The organism is Flavonifractor porci (assembly GCF_037572415.1).
Taxonomy (GTDB): domain Bacteria; phylum Bacillota; class Clostridia; order Oscillospirales; family Oscillospiraceae; genus Flavonifractor; species Flavonifractor porci.
Genome location: NZ_JBBHLB010000004.1, coordinates 103,439 through 121,974, shown reverse-complemented (window position 1 = coordinate 121,974; position 18,536 = coordinate 103,439). Strand labels below are relative to the sequence as shown.

17 protein-coding genes are annotated in these 18,536 nt (G+C 51.4%); all 17 read left to right on the top strand.

The genetic code is table 11. From position 1 onward, the window contains the following. Positions 1 to 45: 45 nt before the first annotated feature. On the top strand, positions 46 to 756 hold the full coding sequence (locus tag WHJ28_RS04545; protein WP_340040090.1) for a tyrosine-type recombinase/integrase: 711 nt from the start codon (positions 46 to 48) through the stop codon (positions 754 to 756). After that, positions 753 to 1,721: a tyrosine-type recombinase/integrase gene (locus WHJ28_RS04540; protein WP_340040087.1), complete on the top strand. Its 969-nt coding sequence runs from the start codon at positions 753 to 755 to the stop codon at positions 1,719 to 1,721. Before WHJ28_RS04545 ends, WHJ28_RS04540 begins: the two co-directional genes overlap by 4 nt. Before the next feature lie 54 nt (positions 1,722 to 1,775). Beyond that, on the top strand, positions 1,776 to 2,093 hold the full coding sequence (locus WHJ28_RS04535; protein WP_340040084.1) for a DUF6809 family protein: 318 nt from the start codon (positions 1,776 to 1,778) through the stop codon (positions 2,091 to 2,093). Between the two features lie 441 nt (positions 2,094 to 2,534). Beyond that, positions 2,535 to 2,756, top strand: coding sequence for a helix-turn-helix domain-containing protein (locus WHJ28_RS04530; protein WP_340040081.1), 222 nt, complete (start codon positions 2,535 to 2,537; stop codon positions 2,754 to 2,756). A gap of 19 nt (positions 2,757 to 2,775) precedes the next feature. After that, on the top strand, positions 2,776 to 3,714 hold the full coding sequence (locus WHJ28_RS04525) for a Hachiman antiphage defense system protein HamA (protein WP_340040078.1): 939 nt from the start codon (positions 2,776 to 2,778) through the stop codon (positions 3,712 to 3,714). Then, a complete protein-coding gene (locus tag WHJ28_RS04520; protein ID WP_340040075.1) occupies positions 3,698 to 6,091 on the top strand; it encodes a helicase-related protein in 2,394 nt (797 codons plus the stop codon). Before WHJ28_RS04525 ends, WHJ28_RS04520 begins: the two co-directional genes overlap by 17 nt. A 19-nt stretch (positions 6,092 to 6,110) precedes the next feature. Beyond that, positions 6,111 to 9,266 carry a DEAD/DEAH box helicase gene (locus tag WHJ28_RS04515; protein WP_340040071.1) on the top strand — a complete coding sequence of 1,052 codons (3,156 nt, stop codon included), beginning with the start codon at positions 6,111 to 6,113 and terminating at the stop codon, positions 9,264 to 9,266. A 12-nt stretch (positions 9,267 to 9,278) separates the two neighbouring features. Then, a complete protein-coding gene (locus WHJ28_RS04510; protein WP_340040069.1) occupies positions 9,279 to 9,827 on the top strand; it encodes a hypothetical protein in 549 nt (182 codons plus the stop codon). A gap of 17 nt (positions 9,828 to 9,844) precedes the next feature. Further along, a complete protein-coding gene (locus WHJ28_RS04505) occupies positions 9,845 to 10,228 on the top strand; it encodes a (deoxy)nucleoside triphosphate pyrophosphohydrolase (protein ID WP_340040066.1) in 384 nt (127 codons plus the stop codon). Then, positions 10,218 to 10,535, top strand: a complete 318-nt coding sequence (locus WHJ28_RS04500; RefSeq protein ID WP_340040063.1) for a nucleoside triphosphate pyrophosphohydrolase — start codon at positions 10,218 to 10,220, stop codon at positions 10,533 to 10,535. The genes WHJ28_RS04505 and WHJ28_RS04500 overlap by 11 nt, the downstream gene beginning before the upstream one ends. Beyond that, a complete protein-coding gene (locus WHJ28_RS04495) occupies positions 10,532 to 10,990 on the top strand; it encodes a DUF6998 domain-containing protein (RefSeq protein ID WP_340040060.1) in 459 nt (152 codons plus the stop codon). Before WHJ28_RS04500 ends, WHJ28_RS04495 begins: the two co-directional genes overlap by 4 nt. A 1-nt stretch (position 10,991) precedes the next feature. Continuing rightward, positions 10,992 to 13,292: a DEAD/DEAH box helicase gene (locus tag WHJ28_RS04490; protein ID WP_425461099.1), complete on the top strand. Its 2,301-nt coding sequence runs from the start codon at positions 10,992 to 10,994 to the stop codon at positions 13,290 to 13,292. Beyond that, the gene (locus WHJ28_RS04485; RefSeq protein WP_340040056.1) at positions 13,289 to 15,805 is read left to right on the top strand and encodes an AAA domain-containing protein; all 2,517 of its coding nucleotides are present in this window, start codon (positions 13,289 to 13,291) and stop codon (positions 15,803 to 15,805) included. The genes WHJ28_RS04490 and WHJ28_RS04485 overlap by 4 nt, the downstream gene beginning before the upstream one ends. A 38-nt stretch (positions 15,806 to 15,843) precedes the next feature. Continuing rightward, the gene (locus WHJ28_RS04480) at positions 15,844 to 16,377 is read left to right on the top strand and encodes a GDSL-type esterase/lipase family protein (RefSeq protein ID WP_340040054.1); all 534 of its coding nucleotides are present in this window, start codon (positions 15,844 to 15,846) and stop codon (positions 16,375 to 16,377) included. After that, the gene (locus WHJ28_RS04475; protein WP_340040051.1) at positions 16,374 to 16,757 is read left to right on the top strand and encodes a rhodanese-like domain-containing protein; all 384 of its coding nucleotides are present in this window, start codon (positions 16,374 to 16,376) and stop codon (positions 16,755 to 16,757) included. Before WHJ28_RS04480 ends, WHJ28_RS04475 begins: the two co-directional genes overlap by 4 nt. Before the next feature lie 169 nt (positions 16,758 to 16,926). After that, on the top strand, positions 16,927 to 17,628 hold the full coding sequence (locus WHJ28_RS04470) for a hypothetical protein (protein ID WP_340040048.1): 702 nt from the start codon (positions 16,927 to 16,929) through the stop codon (positions 17,626 to 17,628). Positions 17,629 to 17,873: 245 nt separating this feature from the next. Beyond that, positions 17,874 to 18,461: a helix-turn-helix domain-containing protein gene (locus WHJ28_RS04465; RefSeq protein WP_340040045.1), complete on the top strand. Its 588-nt coding sequence runs from the start codon at positions 17,874 to 17,876 to the stop codon at positions 18,459 to 18,461. The last annotated feature ends 75 nt before the right edge of the window (positions 18,462 to 18,536 follow it).

Genomic DNA, 18,536 nt, shown 5'->3' with positions numbered 1-18,536 from the left:
TCCTCTTTCTGTGATATTGTTCGTTTGCCAAAAGGAGGCGACGATATGCAGAACGAAAACAGCTACACGGTAGGCCAGTGGTGCGACCGCTGGTTCTGTGAGAATCAGGCCAGATGGAGCAGCAGCACCGTGGGCGGATACCGCAACCTGATCTACCGCCACATCCTCCCCGGAATCGGGGGCATCCCGCTGGCGGGGCTGTCAGAAGACACCGTCACCAGTTTCTATGACAGCCTGCGGCACCAGGGACTCAGCGCCAGAAGTGTCTGGTGCGTCCATCTGCTCCTGTGGCGCTGTATGGACGAAGCGGCTCGTGACCAGGCCATTCGCTATAACCCGGTGCGGCTCTGCCAGGAGCCGCAGGCAGAGGAATGTAAGACGGCCCCATTGCGCCTGGGGCAGCTCCAGCGGTACCTGAACGCAGCGGAACAGCTTGGCGTTCTCCCTCTCATCTACACAGGACTATCCAGCGGCCTGCGGCAATGTGAACTCATCACCTTGTCGTGGGCCGATTTTCATATCCGCTGCCGGTATATCCTCAAGGGACGGCACCTGCTGGTCCTCAACCGTAAGGCGGAACATCTTCTGGAACAGATACCGGAAACCGACTGCTATGTGTTCCTCAACCCCAAGACCGGAGCGCCATATCAGCTCCACGAGTTCTACTACCTGCACAAACGGATACTGAAACAGGCCGGCCTGCCGTGGGTGGCCTTCCGGAACCTGCAGCGCCAATGCATGGAGGTGGGGATATGACGCTGAAAGAGTACATCGTTCACTGGCAGGAGGTCTATGACAAGAATCAGAGCCGCCCGACCACATACGCCGCTCATGGATATCTCTTCAAAAACCATATCCTCCCCGGCTTGGGGAATATACCGCTGGAGGAATTGACTGCGGAACAGGTTGGAGATTTTCTGGAGGAGCGAAAACGCTTTGGCGGTCACCGCCCGGAGAGTCCCGAATACCCAGGACTGGGCGAACACACCATGCGGCACATCCACCGGCTGCTCCAGCAATGTCTGGACCAAGCGATCCGGGATGGCCTGATAAACGACAATCCTGCCCGTGCGTTTCACTATCCGAAGCCCAAGAAGGTCAGCGCCAATGTGCTGACCCCAACAGAGGTAGAGGACTATCTGGACGCGGCCCAGCGGCTTGGCTACCTCCCCATGTTCCTGCTGGCGCTGACGGCGGGGCTTCGGCAAGGAGAGCTAATTGCGTTGAAGTGGAGCGATTTGGATGTAAAGGAGCGGACGCTGACCATCTCGGAGAGCCGCGCGGTAGAGCGGCGGGAGTTGGTGGAGTACAAAGGCGGCACCAGAACCATCAGCCTGACCGCAGAAGCGGTTGAGCTCCTAAGCATGGAACACGCCAAGCACCCCAGCAGCCCGCTCATATTCATGCACCCGGCCACACAAAAGCCCTACTCGCCCCAGATGGTGCGCCGGATGCACAATGAGATTATCAAAGAGGCCGGGCTGGATCATATTCGGTTCGCCGATCTCCGGCACACTTGCGCCGTCTTATCTCTGCAAAACGGAATGGACACGAAAGAGGTTTCTCAGATGCTGGGGCATTTCCGAACTTCAATGACGCGGCAGAACTACGCCCCCTACCTGGCCAACCACACCGCCAAAAGCGAAAACAGCCCCAGTGAAGCATCCCGGGAAGAACTGCGGCAAGCGGCAGACATTCTGGATAATCTCCTGAAATTCTAATAGCTATTCTGCGGAAGGTGTGGTATATGTTTGGGTCGCAAGGAGATGATGACGATGGAAAACAAGCTGCTCAAAGAGCTGTATGATTGCTTTTATGTCCGCCCGGAGCTTGACGAACAGGAGAACGAAGTGGAGGAGTGCCACAAGGCGTTGATCGCAGCTCTGGAAAAGCCAGAGCGAAGACTGGTGCTGCGGATCATCGATGCCCAGGATTCTATTAGAGAACAGACCTCCCTCGACAGCTTTATGGCTGGCTTTGAACTGGCGTGGAGGCTCTCAATCGAACTGCACAACGACGAAAACGAGCGCGCATTCTCCTGTCGGACCAGGAGAACGGGCGCTCGTTGTGTATCTAATGAGGAATCGGAATGAAAAACAAATTGCTATGGCCTCAGCGATTACCGCCAATTTCGCCCTGTGGGCCGCTGTGTCACCGCAAAACACAGCGGGCAAGAAGTACCCGCACTGAACCCAACACCCGCAGTGACCGCGCCCCAGGTAACGTTTCTGGAGCTGCCAGAACCAGCGGTGCTGCAGCCACATGGGCTGACGCAAAAACTGAACCACATAAACAAAGAAATAGAAAAGTATTATGGAGTACTCCTGCCGTCATGGAAATTACAGGGAGTCTTTCTGAGAAAAACTAAAAATCGTGCGAATGCATGATTTTCTTGCGCATTTCTGCTGAATATGCTATCATTATATACAACGCTGTCAGGTGTTGGAATAGATCTTGACGGCATGATCGCATAAACCAAATGCTCTGCCGTCTGGCAGAGCATTTTTGCTTGATCAGTATGGAGGAATCTTCTTATGGCAGTCAGCTATAAAAAGCTTTGGAAGCTACTTATTGACAAAGACATGAAGAAGAAAGACCTGTGTGCGAAGGCAGGAATTAGCCCTGCCTCGGTTACTAAAATGGGGCGAAACGGTCATGTCACTACAGAGATCCTCCTAAAGATTTGTACGGCACTAAATTGTCAGATTGAAGACATCATAGAAATATGCCCAGAACGTGAGGAAAGTTTAAAATAATGAAATGGAGCGGAGGAAAATGTCTTTACAGCAGAAATATCGAGAACTGTTTGATAAGGAAATTGTTCAGAAAAGTAAAGGCATTATTTTTTCGTTTTGCCCCACTAAAAATTGCTATCAGTTCAACCCCTATGTTCATGCGGTTTCGGAATCTGCTGTAGAAGATTTGGCGGAGCTAATGCGCCATAATTTACTGTTTTATGCCTTTGGAGAGGAAGAGGTTGTCCGGTTTTACCAAGAAGATATGTTCAAATCCTTGGAAAAGGCAGCAAGGTATGCTTATAAACAACGACTCCCCAAACGAGCCGGCATAACTGATGGTTTACCCAGTGAAGCTTTATTAGACTTGCTGGTGCAAATGTATAACCCAAATGCGTATAAGCTTGCTATAAGAACTATTTTTAGACAAAATGATAACAATGAAATAAAAGGATATGATCTAACATATTTTACAAAGGATCAAACAGGCATTACTCTATGGCTTGGACAAGCAAAACTGGGAGAAAAGGATTACTGTAAGTCCAGTATTAGTGAAGACCTTTTAACCAAATATACTAAAGAGTATTTAGCGAAACAGATTTACTTTATTTGTGATAAACGCGTTGAGATTACAGATGATGCAAAAGATATTTTGGATGCAATCAATCGAATTAATATAATTATGAGCGATGAAGACGATTCTCGTCGTATAGCCGAGCTGCTCAAGCATTTTCAAAAAAGTAATATTAAAATTCGAGTTCCATGCTTGCTTGCATATGGGAAGAGTAGCGTTTACAGTGAGGCAAAAGATGTCTTTAATAAAATTCAAGTAGAAGTTGAATCTATCCGGCAATATTACGCAAGGCATTCTTATTCGTTTGGACTTATTACTCCGGAAATTATTTTCTATGTATTCCCCATAGAAAGTGTCGAAAGATTGAGAGATAAGGAGCGCGGATTCTATGCAGGATTATGTTAGTCAATTACTATGTGCGATAAACAACTATAATCCCGACGATTCCAAATCTGTTGATGTATTGCGTGATCTTGTTTGCTGGGTATCAGATAGTGAAACATTAAAGAATGATAAGATTATTGCTGAACTCCTTTATATTGCATCGCAAAAAATGAGAGTCTTTGGCTATAACATGTTAAATAAGCTCACTGAGGAGCCGCTTCCTTCAACAGGACATCTGGGCAACATTAGCGCACCATCTATAACTAATCTATACCGATCGAAAGTATCTCCAAATAATATTTTGGATAAAAGCCAACAAGAGGTGGTTGACCTTTTTCAAAATCTTACAGTTCGGAGACTGCTTGTTAGTGCACCGACCTCTTACGGAAAAACTTTCTTAATGCGAGAAATTGTTTTTTTAAATAAGGACAGATACCACAATATTTTATTGGTTTTTCCTACTGTCGCATTGCTACTGGAAAACGCCAGAATGATGCAGAAGTTTGTTTCGGATAATGAGCTGGATTACCAAATTGTCAAAACCGTCGATGTGACGCTTGATGATGAAACGAACTACATATTTGTTTTTACTCCGGAGCGTGCGCTACAGTTAATTGCAGCTTTTCCAAATTTGAGAATAGATTTCTTTTTCTTTGATGAAGTTTACAAAATTGACGAAGATTATTGTACAGATGGCACTGAAGAAGACGAGGATAAGAATGGTTTAAAAAATTCACGGAAATCCAAGGCGGATGTTTCTTCACAAGAGTTTCTCAATGAGGACAGAGGAAAAACTTTTAGAATAGCACTATATTTACTTGCTAAAACAGTTGATGAATATTATCTTGCAGGTCCCAATTTAGCCCAAGAACATTTTGGAATAGGTATGAAACGCTTTTTGAGCGCTAATCAGATTACTGTCAAAGAAATTAGTTTTGAGCCTACTTTGAGAATTGCTGTCAACGCCTACAATACAAGAATTGAAGAAAAGATGCCAGAATGTTTGCCTGATTCAAAAAATACAGGCTTAATTCCCTCTGGAACAAAAATAAATGACCGCATTAAAGAAGTAGTTTCTTACATTGATAATAAAAAATATGGGAAAACCCTTCTATATTGCAATTCACCAAGAAAGGCTGCAGAATATTCTGTTAAATTAGCCGGCAATATGGGCAAAGAGATTTATGACACTTTTCCGGATAGCTTTAAAATGTTTATTCGGCATATCCAAAAAGAGTATGATATTGATCACTCTGCAGATGAATGGAGCTTTATTCAGGTTCTTAAAAAAGGATTTGGCATACATCACGGAAAACTTCCTAAATACATTCAGCAGGAGGTTTTGGATCAATTTAACAAAGGCACATTTGATATTATGTTTTGTACATCAACAATTGTTGAAGGCGTAAATACTGATGCACAAAACATGATAATATTGAATGCATCCAAAGGTGGGCAAAAACTTACTCCATTTGACATCAAAAACATTATAGGCCGGGCTGGAAGGTATTATCATTGCTTTGTGGGTAGAGTGTTTTATGTGTCAAAAGAACTTGTTGAGATCGAACACTCCGAATCGCTATCACTTGACTTTGTTACATATTCTGACAAATCTATTAGTGTAATCGATTTGGATAATGCAGATATGGAAGACTTGTCTTTTCGGAACAAAGAGGAAAAAGCCAGGCGCGAAGAAACGGCAAAAAACTTTATATTGGCCAAAGAGATATTTGCTATAAATCGAACTGTTTCGCGGGAAAATCAAGAAAAATTAGCGGAAGTTCTGATTGAAAACGAGGAGTTCTCCAAATATGCGAACTGGATTGCTCATTCAGTTGATGTCGAAAACTTTCTGCAATTTAGGTGGATTTCAAAAATCCTTGACACCTACTATAAAGCAGGGCTAATTGACGAACGCACAAAAAAGCGATTTTCAGCAATTGCAAACAGTTATTATTCAGGTGGCTTTAAGGCCATTCTCGAATATGAGATTGATATGTACCGAAAGGGAAAACGCAAAACTATGGATGATGCTTATTCCCACGCATTTAATTCGCGGAGAGATATTTTGGAACATAAAATTCCAAAAATATTGTCACTTTTCGAAAGCGTTATCACCTTTATAGCAAATAAAAAGAATGTGAATGTCGAAAATTTCTCGTTATCAAAAGTGTGCAGATATTATGAAACGGGAGTTAAGACGTCATTAGGGGAAGCGTTAATTGAATATGGATTTCCCACTGATGCCATTAGGCGTATAGAGGAAAAGTATAGAGCTTTAAACAATATGTCTGTTGCTGAATCAAAACAATATTGTAGAGAGCATTATCAGGCAATACGGACATTGTTTGATGACTATGAAAATTTTCTTTTTATCAAGGCAATGCGAACATTATAATTTGACTTGAGGTATTAATATGCTGTCTCCCGGCCTTTACGAACAAATCATCAATACTGCCCTGCACCACGAGCTTTCGGAGATTCCCGATGCCCGCAAATCGGTTGCGCCCATTGACAAGGCGGAGGCCTCCAAGGTACTGGCGCAGTATCTGGCGGATGTGGTGCAAAAGGGCCTGGAGAATGTGGTGGACAACGGCGGAGATCTCTCCACACAGATCAGCCTTGCCAACCAGATTGTAACCCTCATCCAGAATACGACCCAGGAAGCTGACTTTGCCGCGCTGAGCGTTGACCAGCGGGCAGAGCAGCTTCTTGCGCTTTTGCGGGAGCAAGATCCCCGCCTGGCGGTGGGCAAAACGGCTGCCGAACTGAGCCGGCCGGAGACCTCCATCGCCCAGAGCAGCCTGTTCACCGGGGCCATCCATGAGCCCCAGATGTACACGGAGCTCAAAAAGGAGATCGTCTCCGCTGACCGCATTGACATGCTGGTATCTTTCATCAAGTGGAGCGGCCTACGGCTCTTGATAGATGAGCTGCGGGAGTTCACCCAAAACGGAGGGGAGCTGCGGATCATCACCACCTCTTACATGGGGGCAACCGATGTGAAGGCTATTGAGGAGCTGCGGGCCCTACCTAATACTAAAATCAAGGTCAGCTACGACACCAAGCGCACCCGGCTCCACGCCAAGACTTATGTCTTTTACCGGGATACCGGCTTCACCACGGCCTATGTGGGTTCCTCCAACCTGTCCAATGCCGCCATCTCCAGCGGCTTAGAGTGGAATGTGAAGGTAACCCGCCGGGATCTGCCGGAGACCATCGACAAGATCGCCGCCACCTTCGAGAGCTACTGGAACTCCAGTGAGTTTGAGTACTACTCCGAGGATCAGAAGGAGCGGCTGGCCCGGGCGCTGAAGGCAGAAAAATACTTCGACGCCAACAACGCCGAAGTGTACACCATGGATATCGCGCCCTACTCCTACCAGCAGGAGATCCTGGACAAGCTGGAGGCCGAGCGCACTGTCCGGGGCTATACCCGCAACCTGGTAGTGGCCGCAACCGGCACCGGCAAGACGGTGATCTCCGCCTTGGACTACAAGCGGTTTTGCAAGCAGCATCCTGGCAAGCCCTGCCGGCTGCTCTTTGTAGCCCACCGGGAGGAGATCCTGCGACAGAGTTTGTACACCTTCCGGGCGATTTTGAAGGACGCCAACTTCGGTGAGCTGTTAGTGGGCAATTATCGCCCTGAGAGTATTGACCATCTGTTCCTGTCCATTCAGACCTTCAACTCCCAGGATTTTACCGCGAAAACCACCCCGGATTTCTATGACTACATCGTGGTGGACGAGTTCCACCACGCGGCAGCGCCCACTTACCAAAAGCTGCTGACCTACTACCAGCCCCAAATCCTGTTGGGCCTGACCGCTACCCCGGAGCGTATGGACGGCAAGAGTGTGCTGCCCTACTTCAACAACCGAATTGCCGCCGAGATTCGTCTGCCGGAGGCCATTGACCGTAAGCTGCTGTGCCCCTTCCAGTATTTTGGCGTCACCGATACGGTGGATCTGAACACCTTGAAATGGAGTGCCGGCGGCTACGATAAGGGGGAGCTTTCCAATCTTTACACCTTCAGCGGCGCCGTGGCCAACCGCCGCGCCGACCTGGTGGTGTCCTCCCTTCTCAAGTATGTAACCGACATCGACGAGGTGAAGGGCCTGGGCTTCTGCGTGTCCATCGAACATGCGGAATTTATGTGCCGCTATTTCAACAGCCACGGAATTCCTTCCATCTTCTTGACCGGAAAATCCTCGGACGAGGAAAGAAAAACCGCCAAAGGGCAGCTGGTAGGCGGTGAGGTTCGCTTCATCTTTGTGGTGGACATCTACAACGAGGGCGTGGACATCCCGGAGGTCAACACCGTGCTATTCCTGCGGCCCACCGAGTCCCTGACCATCTTCCTCCAGCAGCTGGGTCGTGGTCTGCGGCTGGCAGAGGATAAGGAATGCCTGACCGTGCTGGACTTTATCGGCCAGGCCAACAAGCGGTATAACTTTGAGGATAAATTTGCCGCTTTGCTGTCCAACACAACCCGCAGCGTGACCCGGGAGATCAAAGACGGCTTTGTTTCCGCACCCAAGGGCTGCTATATACAGCTGGAGAAGAAGGCGGCCAAGTACATTCTGGACAACATCCGCGCCTCCTACGGCAATACCGCCGGGCTGGTGTCCCGAGCAGCCAGCTTTGCAGAGGACAGTGGTCTGGAACTGACTCTGGCAAACTTTCTGGAGTATTACCACCTGGACCCAAGGGCAATTTACAGGTTCTCCTCCTTCTCCCGCATCTGCGCCAGGGCGGACGTAATCCCGGATTTCAGCGAACCGCTGGAGGAGGTGCTCACGAAAGCCTTTGGCCGGTTGGCCGTTGTGGACTCACGGCGGTGGATACGCTTCATGCTGGACCTGCTGCCCCGTCTGGACGATGTGGACTTCGCGGCGATGAGCGAGTTGGAGCAGCGGATGCTCCAGATGTTCTATGTGACCATTTGGGGCAAGGCGGCGGAGGGTTGGACATCCGATGAGGTTCTGGATAACCTGTACGCGCTGTCGGACAGCCCGGTGTTACTGGGTGAGCTTTTGAACCTGCTCCGCTATCGGTATGAGCAAATTGACTTCATTGACGAGCCGGTGGATCTGGGCTTTGGCTGCCCGCTGGACCTCCACTGCACCTATACCCGGGACCAGCTACTGGTGGCGCTGGATTTTCTGAAACCAGCCACGGTGCGCGAGGGCGTGAAGTGGCTGCCGGAAAAGCAACTGGACGTGTTCTTTGTGACACTGAATAAGGCGGATAAGGACTACTCGCCCACCACAATGTATCACGATTACTCCATCAACGAGAACCTGTTCCACTGGCAGAGCCAGAGCACTACAGCGGCGGCCTCTCCCACTGGGCAGCGATACATTCACCACCGGGAGCGCGGCAGCAAAGTGCTGCTGTTTGTCCGGGAGTTCAAGGCGGACCGGCTCACAGGCGGTGCAGCGGCCTATACCTTCCTGGGAACGGCCAACTATGTGAAGCATGATGGAAGCAGGCCTATGAATATTACATGGCAGCTGGATCGGCCGATTCCAGCGAAGTTTCTCAAGAAAACAAATAAACTTGTTGTGGGTTAAGGAGGGATTGGAATGACCGAAGTGGAGAAAATTGCTTATGCAAAGACCTATATCGAAAAGCTTGCCAATGGAATCAATCCATTGACGGATCAACCGGTTCCAGATTCCGATAGCATAAATAATGTTAGGATTTCCCGTTGCCTTTTTTATGTGTCTGATCTGCTGAGACAGATTGTGGAAAATGGAGGCGTATCGCAAAGAAAAACAAAAACGGAAAAAGTACCGTTTCAACTTGACTATGAAACTCGGAAAAATTTCCGCTACTCTGAGACCCCCATTCCCATCAGCGAGATCACAAGGCGCATAAATGAGCTGATTCAACCGGAAAATATGAAAAAGTTAAGCTATAAATCCCTTTTAGACTGGCTGATACAGGCAGGTTTTCTGGCGCTGATCACAAGAGAGGATGGAAAGACAACGCGAACGCCTACTGATACTGGGCAGCAACTGGGCATTACCTCAGAGCAGCGGCAAGGGAGAAACGGAACCTATACCGTGGTCGTCTATAACAAGGCGGCCCAACAGTTCATTTTGGACAACTTGGATGCAACGATTGAATAAAGCCAAAGGTGAGGTCAATGACAGAAGTAGTAGCTGCGCTGATCTGGGATCAGGATAAGTTTATGATTTGCCAGCGCCCGGCCCACAAGGCCAGAGGGCTGCTGTGGGAGTTTGTAGGTGGCAAGGTAGAGCCAGGCGAAACCAAGGAACAGGCGCTCATTCGGGAATGTCAGGAGGAGCTGGCCGTCACGCTGAATGTGGGCGAAGTGTTCATGGATGTGGTTCACGAATACCCGGATCTGACAGTTCATTTGACACTGTTCCATGCTGCCATCCGGGAGGGCGTCCCCCAGAAACTTGAGCACAATGACATCCGCTGGATCACGGTGGATGAGATTGATCAATTTACGTTCTGCCCAGCGGATGTAGAAATCTTACGGAGGCTAAAAGATGCCTACTAAAACCTATCACAAACTGGTGCGTGACCGCATCCCAGAAATCATCGAAGCTGATGGGAAAACCTGCGTCTGTGAAACGCTTTCTGATGAGAATTACATATCCCTTCTGGACCAGAAGCTGAACGAGGAACTGGCAGAATATCAGGAGAGCAAATCTTTGGAAGAACTGGCTGACCTTCTGGAGGTCATGCAGGCTGTCGTGAAGGCACGTGGTTGGACATTGGAAAAACTGGAGCAGGTACGGTCAGACAAAGCAACCAGGCGCGGCGGATTTGAGAAGAAAATCTTGCTGAAGGAAGTGCAGGGATGAGCGGTTCAGCGATCCAGGATTTAGTTGCAGAAAAGATAAAAATACTTTACAGCATATCTCAGGAACTGGAAGCCCTGTTTCCTGGAAGGCACTATACGCCAGACGGCCATATGATTGGGAGTATTGGTGAAGCTCTGGCAGCCTGTTGCTATGGACTAAAGCTATTCGAAGCATCGGAGAAAACACATGATGGACAAGCCCCCGATGGACGCCTGGTTCAGATCAAAGCAACACAAATTAATCGTATTGCTATTTCCAGTGAGCCGGAATGGCTGCTCGTGCTGAAGATACATAAAGACGGCACTTTTTCCGAGGAGTACAATGGGCCCGGCAAACTGGCCTGGGAGCATTGCGGGAAAATGCAGAAAAATGGTCAGCGCCCTATTTCTCTGGCCAAACTGCGGCAACTTCAAACAAGAGTCCCGCAATCTGAACGACTAAAGCAAATAATGTGAGGTGACCTCCATGCCTACCTACCGCTCCGCCTCCGGCAGCAGTGCTGAGGATTTGTTCATCGAACTATTCTCCGACACCTTCGGTGCTGAGAAGGCTGGCTATCTCTACTCCCAGTATCCCTTCTCTGACATCTACCAGAACAGCCGGTTTGCCGACTTCCTGATTGAAAACAGCGGGCGTAAGGTGGCCATTGAGATTGACGATGAGGCCTCTCACAACCCCAAGCTGGTCTCTCAGAACAAGTTCTACGACGACCTGCTCAAACAGAACAGCATGATCTATCTGGGCTGGGATGTGTACCGCTGGGCGGTGCGGCAGATGCAGCAGCAGCCCGAGACCGTCAAGGACGAGCTGCGGGTATTCCTGGGCCAACACCCAAGCTTCAGGGAGATTGAGGACTACCTCCCCACCCAGCGGGGCAAATCCCTGGACGGCTCCCAGTTGGAACTGAAGGAGCACCAGAAGCAGGCCCTGGCGGCTCTGGAGGAGATGCGCTGCAACTTCGAGACCATTGCCCTGCTCTACCACGCCACCGGCACCGGCAAGACGGTGACCGCTGTCATGGATGCCAAACGTTTCGGCAAGCGCACACTATTCCTGGCCCACACTGTGGAGCTGGTGGATCAGGCTACCAAGACCTTCCGGGAACTGTGGCCCCGGGCCACGGTGGGCCGCTATGTGGAGAGTATGAAGCAGGGCAACGCCTTCGTGGTCTGCGGCAGCATTCAGAGTGTGGCTCTGAATCTGGAGCGGTTCAAGCCGGATGACTTCGGTTACATCATCGTGGACGAGGCCCATCACGCCTCTGCCGATACATATCAGAAGGTCCTGTCCTATTTCACGCCAGAATTCACCCTGGGCCTGACCGCCACGCCGGAGCGGGCCGACGATAAGAACATCTTAGAGATATTCAAGAATACCGCCCACAAGCTGGACATCCAGACCGCCGTGGAAATCGGCGAGCTGGTGCCGGTGCGGTGCATTCGCATCCACACCAACATTGATCTGACTAAGGTTCGCTTCAACAGCGTCCAGTACAACATCCGGGATTTGGAGAGCAAAATCTATGTGCCGGAGCGCAACCAGCTCATTGTAGACACTTGGCTCCAGTATGTGAAGGACAAGCGGACCGTCATCTTCTGCGCCTCCGTCAAGCACGCTCATGAAATCGCCGGGCGGCTACACGACGCTGGTGTGGCCGCCGAGGCGGTCTCCGGCGAGAGCAAAGCCAGTGACCGCCGGGAGGTGCTGGCCCGGTTTGAGAAGGGTGAAATCAAGGTGCTGTGCGCCTGTGACCTGCTCAACGAGGGCTGGGACTGCCCGGCCACGGAAGTGCTGTTTATGGCCCGCCCCACCATGTCCAAGGTACTCTATACCCAGCAACTGGGCCGCGGGATGCGACTGTCCCCCGGCAAGGAAAGTCTGATGGTGTTTGATTTCGTGGACAACGCCAGCCAGTACAATATGCCCTACTCCATGCACCGGCTGTTCCGACTGAAGGAGTACAAGCCTGGCGCTCTGGTGCTGGGCACCAAGGGGCAGAAAGCCGCTGAACAGGGCCTCTACGACCGGGGCGAGCGCCCGGATGCCCTCATCGACTGGCCGGTGGATGCCCTGGACTACGAGTTGGTGGACATCTTCAACTGGCAGGAGGAGGCCGCAGGCATGATCTCCCAGATGGAGTTTGTCCGCCGGGTGGATGTGCAGACGGAGACCATCGAGCGGTACGTCCGAGAGGGCCTTCTGGTGCCTGATCTGGTAGTACCCATAAGTGAGCACCGGACCTTCAAGTATTTCAAAGAGGAGACACTCCAGAAGTATGCCGAGCAGTACGGCTGGACCCTCATCGACGACTCCAACCGCAAGGAGCTGTTTCTGGATATGGTGCGGCAGATGGATATGAGTTACTCCTACAAGCCGGTGCTGCTCAAAGCGGTACTGCTGTTCGCCGATGACAAGGGCCGGGTGAAGCTCAACGACATCGTCGCCTACTTCCGGGAATTCTACGAGGCCCGCCGGGCGGCTGGGCTGGTGGTGGAGAAGGCCAACAGCATCTACGCCAAGGGCGGCTATACCGACGCTCAGGCCCAGCGGAATATCCTGTCCAACCCCTTCAAACGGTTTGAGGATATGCAGATGCTCCACCACACCAAGACTCTGGGCGTGATCCAGGTGGACGAGTCCGTCTGGAAGAAGCTGACCCGGGAGGAAAAGCAGGAAATAGAGCGGATTTGCGATGAGAAACTGGAGCAGTATTATGGCCGATTCCAGATCGCACAAACGGAGGGTGACCTCAAATGAATCAAGAGATATTGAAAAAACTGAAAAGCACCCCGGAACTGTCACCTGACGTGCATGATGGCAGCTATGAACTGGTGCGCACGATTGTGTCCGCTTATCGTGATGTGGATGAAGCCACACTGGACTTCCAGGATCTCAATGCCATCTATCTCATGTGTATTGGAACATGGAGGCACAGCTATAACAAAAAGCATGAGGCTATCCTGAGCGCCCAGTACGAGCGGGTTAAAAGCGTCAGCGACGCAACCGTTCTCTCCTGCTACCTGGATTCTTCCAAGAAACCTGCGGTGCGGGCGCTTCCCGAGGCAGTCATCTACCCCTTTGGCCTGAATCAGAGCCAGAAAACAGCGGTGGAGAACGCCCTTTCCTCCCAGGTCAGCATTATCCAGGGGCCTCCCGGTACCGGAAAGACACAGACCATTCTGAATATCATCGCCAATGCGGTCCGAAACGGCCAGACCGTGGCCGTTGTCTCCAACAACAACTCCGCCACCTTGAATGTGGCGGAAAAACTGGAGAAGAAGGGTCTTTCTTTCCTGACCGCTTTTCTGGGGAGCCGTGCCAATAAGGATTATTTTCTGGAGGCACAGACGGGCCGATATCCCGATATGTCGGCGTGGGTCCTGGAACCGGAGGAGAAGTCCCAGCTGGACCAAGTGGTGACGGAGCTCTCCAAAGAACTCAGCGAGATGCTCAACGGGAAGAACCGCATTGCCGCCATTGAGCAGGAACTTCTGCAGCTGACGCCGGAGCAGCACTATTTCGGTGAGTACTACAGCACCTATGCCCAGGCACCCAAAGATGAGGTGAAAGGGCTCTCCTCTCAAAAGATTTTGTCCCTCTGGTTAGAGTATGAACAGCATGCTCAGCTGGAAAGTAAATTGGGTCTGCTCCAGAAGATATCCATCCTGTTTCGATTCAACCGCAGTGCGCTGAAAGTGTTCCTCCAGGCGCCGGAACTGGTGATCCCGTATCTCCAGCGGCAATTCTATGTGGTGCGCCGGCAGGAATTGATGGAAGAGCGGGCTCAACTGGAGAAGAAGCTGGAGCAGTATGCCTTTGATAAAAAGATGGAGGAACTGACGGAAAAGTCTCTGCGGTTATTCCGGGCGGAACTGAGTGAAAAGTTCCATTGGCAGGAGCCTCGCAAATGTTTTGAAATACGGGATTTCCGGGGAAGATCCCAGGAATTCAATCGGGAATACCCGGTAATCCTGAGCACGACCTACTCCATCAAGGGCACCTTGAACTTTGAGCATACCTACGATTATCTCATCGTGGATGAGGCTTCTCAGGTGGATCTGGCCACCGGCGTACTTGCCTTCGCCAGCGCCAAGAACATCGTCATTGTAGGCGATCTCCAGCAGCTCCCTAATGTGCTGGACAGCCAGAACATTCAGAAAAGCGAGGAAATCTGGGCACGGTATTCCCTCTCGGAAACTTATCATTTCACCGCTCACAGTCTGCTCTCCTCTGCGATTGCTGCATGGCCGGAGGCTCCTACCGTTCTTCTGCGGGAACACTATCGCTGCCATCCCAAAATAATCAATTTCTGCAACCAGAAATTCTATGGTGGGAAGCTCATCGTCATGACAGAGGATCATGAAGAGCCGGATGTCCTTACCATGTACCGGACAGCACCCGGCAACCACGCCCGTGGTCACCTGAACCAAAGACAAATTGATGTGATCCGGCAGGAGGTTCTTCCCAGCCTGGAAAGACAGGGATATGGGAGTATTGGCATCATCACGCCGTACCGGGACCAGGTGGCAGCAATCAAAATGCAGCTGGGCAAGGAATTGGAAGTGGCTACCGTCCATAAGTTCCAGGGCCGAGAGAAGGATGCCATCGTCCTGGCTTCCGTGGACAATGTCATTACGGGCTTTGTGGATGATCCACGGATGCTGAACGTAGCGGTGTCCCGTGCAGTTAAGTCCCTGACCGTCGTTACTTCCCAGGACTCGCAGAATGACCGAACCAACTACGGCGATCTGGCCCGTTACATTGAGTACAACAACTGTGCGGTGATTGAGAGCGCGGTGTACTCCGTTTTCGATCTGCTCTATCAGGGGTATGCTGAGCAGCGGCGGGCCTTTTTGAAAAAGCACGGGCGAGTTTCAGAGTACGACTCGGAAAATCTTGCCTATGCTGTGATCCAGAATATCCTTCAAAAAGCAGAGTTTTCTTTTGTGGACTGCGCAGCCCATGTGTCCCTGGTCAATCTGGTGAAAGACTACTCCATATTGACGGAGGAAGAAACTGTGTACGCCCGCAATCCCTTGACCCATGTGGACTTTCTCTTGTTCCGCCGGATGGACAAATCGCCTCTGCTGGCCATAGAGGTAGACGGTGCCGCTTTCCATGCCGAAGGGAGCATCCAGGCGGACAGGGATGAAAAGAAAAACCGGATTTTTGCGCGGTGCGGGATTCCGCTGCTTCGGCTTCGGACGGATGGTAGCGGCGAGAAAGAGCGCATGGAGCAGGCGCTGTTGGCGGCAGTTTCCAACAACTGATAGAACATCGATATCATGCAGAGAAGAGGGAAGACAAGATGAACGTCATCTGCTTCGGCGACTCCAATACCTACGGATATGATCCCCGGGGCTATTTCGGCGGGCGTTATGACGCGGGCTGTCGTTGGGTGGATATTCTGGCTGCCGAAACCGGCTGGACGGTGTGCAACATGGGACAGAATGGCCGGGAAATTCCGGTTGCGGCTCCCACCTTTCCTGCTGACACAGATCTGCTGATCGTCATGCTGGGAACCAATGATCTGCTCCAGGGGCGAAGCCCAGAGCAGGCCGCCGAGCGACTGGAGAGGTTCCTCGTCGGCATATCCATGGATCGAAGCAAGATCCTGCTGATTGCACCGCCGCCGGTGGCCTTGGGCGCGTGGGTACCCAGCCAACAGCTCATTGATGACTCCCGCACTTTCGCCCGGCTCTGTCAGGACCTGGCGAAGCAAATGGGTATCCGCTTTGCCGATGCCGGAAGATGGGACATCCCTCTGGCCTATGACGGCGTACACTTCACAGGGCAAGGGCATAAAGCCTTTGCCGCCAAACTTCTGGAGGAACTCAAATGAAACGAATCTTACCCCTACTCATTTCACTTTTGCTGTTGCTGGCCGGATGCGGCGGGAATGCCGCAGACGGCTCCTACCAGCAAATCACCCAGGAAGAAGCCAAAGAGATGATGGACTCCCAGGAGGTCATCATTCTGGATGTGCGGGAGCAGGACGAGTACGACAGTGGCCACATTCCCGGCGCTGTCCTGCTGCCGGTGGGTAGCATTGACGAAACAACTGCCGCCGAGGTGATTCCTGACAAGGATTCCACGGTGCTGGTCTATTGCCGTAGCGGAAACCGCAGTAAGACTGCCTCCTCCGCGCTGGCCGAGTTGGGCTACACCAACATCTACGAATTCGGTGGTATCAGCACCTGGCCCTATGAGACGGAGTCGTAAAAAGGCTGATTGAGTATGATTCATGAAGCAAATGACCTGGGTAGATGACTGCCACAGTAAGCCACCCTCAAATTTTGCGGGAGAATAAAACAAAGAAAAGACTCCGCCATTTACAGCAGTTCTGTGCTCCGCTATACTGAGGGTAAGAAAACAAATGTGAGGTGACCAGATGGCAGACAGAAAAATCCGGGCAGGGTACTACCGGCGGTATGACGGCAAGCTGATCTATCTGGTCACGGCGGCTGAGGATGCTGAAACCGGTGAGGAGACGGTCATCCTGCGCTCCTATTCTTTTTCTGAGGTTCCGCAGTACTTCACACTGAGCAAGAAATCCTTCTGTGCGTTCGTAGAGATAGACGGCGAGCGGAAGGCCAGGTACAAGCGGGTCACCAATATGAAAATCACCGAGGCAGTCATCTCCAATCTTGCCGAGGACGGTATGCGCGGGCCGATTCGCAAAAAGAGCGTGGAGCGGGATGCGGAATACGACTCCCGCGTCTATCAAACCGCGCCCACCTACCTCGCATACGCCAAAGACCTCTGCGAGAACTATCGTTTCGATTCGGCCAAGTATCGTCTCTGCATGAACGAGAAGCGGTATGCCGCCATCACCCGAAGTGACTTTGCCAAACTGAAAGAGGACATTCAGTTTCTGGACAACGCGCTGAAGACGGTGCTGCAGGATCACCAACCGTATTTCCAGGAACGGTTCATAAAAGGTCTGTCCATCCGCAAGTACGCGGAAGCCCATCAGCTGAACCGCGGCAGCGTGGACTACCTGCAAAAGAAGCTGCTCACCGCGCTGGCGCAGCTGCTGAAAGAGCGGGATGAAGCGGACGGGATCTGTCGCCTACGGCCCAAAACAACTTGATACACCTATATCAAGACGAGAGCGTCTGCCGAATGGCAGGCGCTCTTTTTCTGTCAATTCTATGTCAGCCCGCTATATGGTTCGGCTAAGTAGTGAGGGGGTATTTTCAAAATGAATTTTGAGGAACGGTCAATCGAGAATACACAGCTGCTCTTCGGTGAGGTGATACCCATGCCAGAATGAGCGCGCGATTGTATGGTGGATGATGTTCGTGCTGCAAATGCAGAGAGAACAGGAGGTGCAAAATGAAGTTTCAACAGTGGCCCAAACGCGATCCCCGCAAAAACTATTTTCTGGTTCCCAACGAAGTGTTTCACATCGGTCTCAGTCATCCAGAGATCTCGATCTACTGCTACCTGCTGAGCATCGAGGACAGAGAAACCTACCAGTGCTGGCCCAGCTACAAGACCATCGGCAAGGCGCTGGGGATGTGCGAAAACACAGTCAGCAAGTATGTGCGCAGCCTGAAGGAGAAAGGTCTCATCCGCACAGAGCCGACCATGATACGGAGCAAGGACGGCAGGCCGCTCAACGGAAACCTGCTCAACACCATCTGCCCCATCCAGGCGGCGGTGGAATCGTTCTATGAGCGGCAGTTCCGGCAGCTGGAGGAGGATACCGCCCGTCGGAGAGTGGCGGAGCGGCTGGCGGAATCCGCCCGCAGAAGCCCCCAGAACGCCCTGTGTGCGCCTTTGGGGGAGCCTGCGGGGCTGGATACCCCCTCGGGTGTGGAGAGCGGATTTGGGCCGCTTTCGGGGGCGTTTCCAGAGATGCTTCCCGAATCGCTTCCGGGGGTGGAGGAAAAAGCGGGGACGAAGGAAAAAGCAGGATAAAACCCTGGCGCCGCAAGCGCCGCCCGGCCGGTCACAACTGCCCGCAGTGCGGGCAGTTTCGGGGTACGAAAGCCG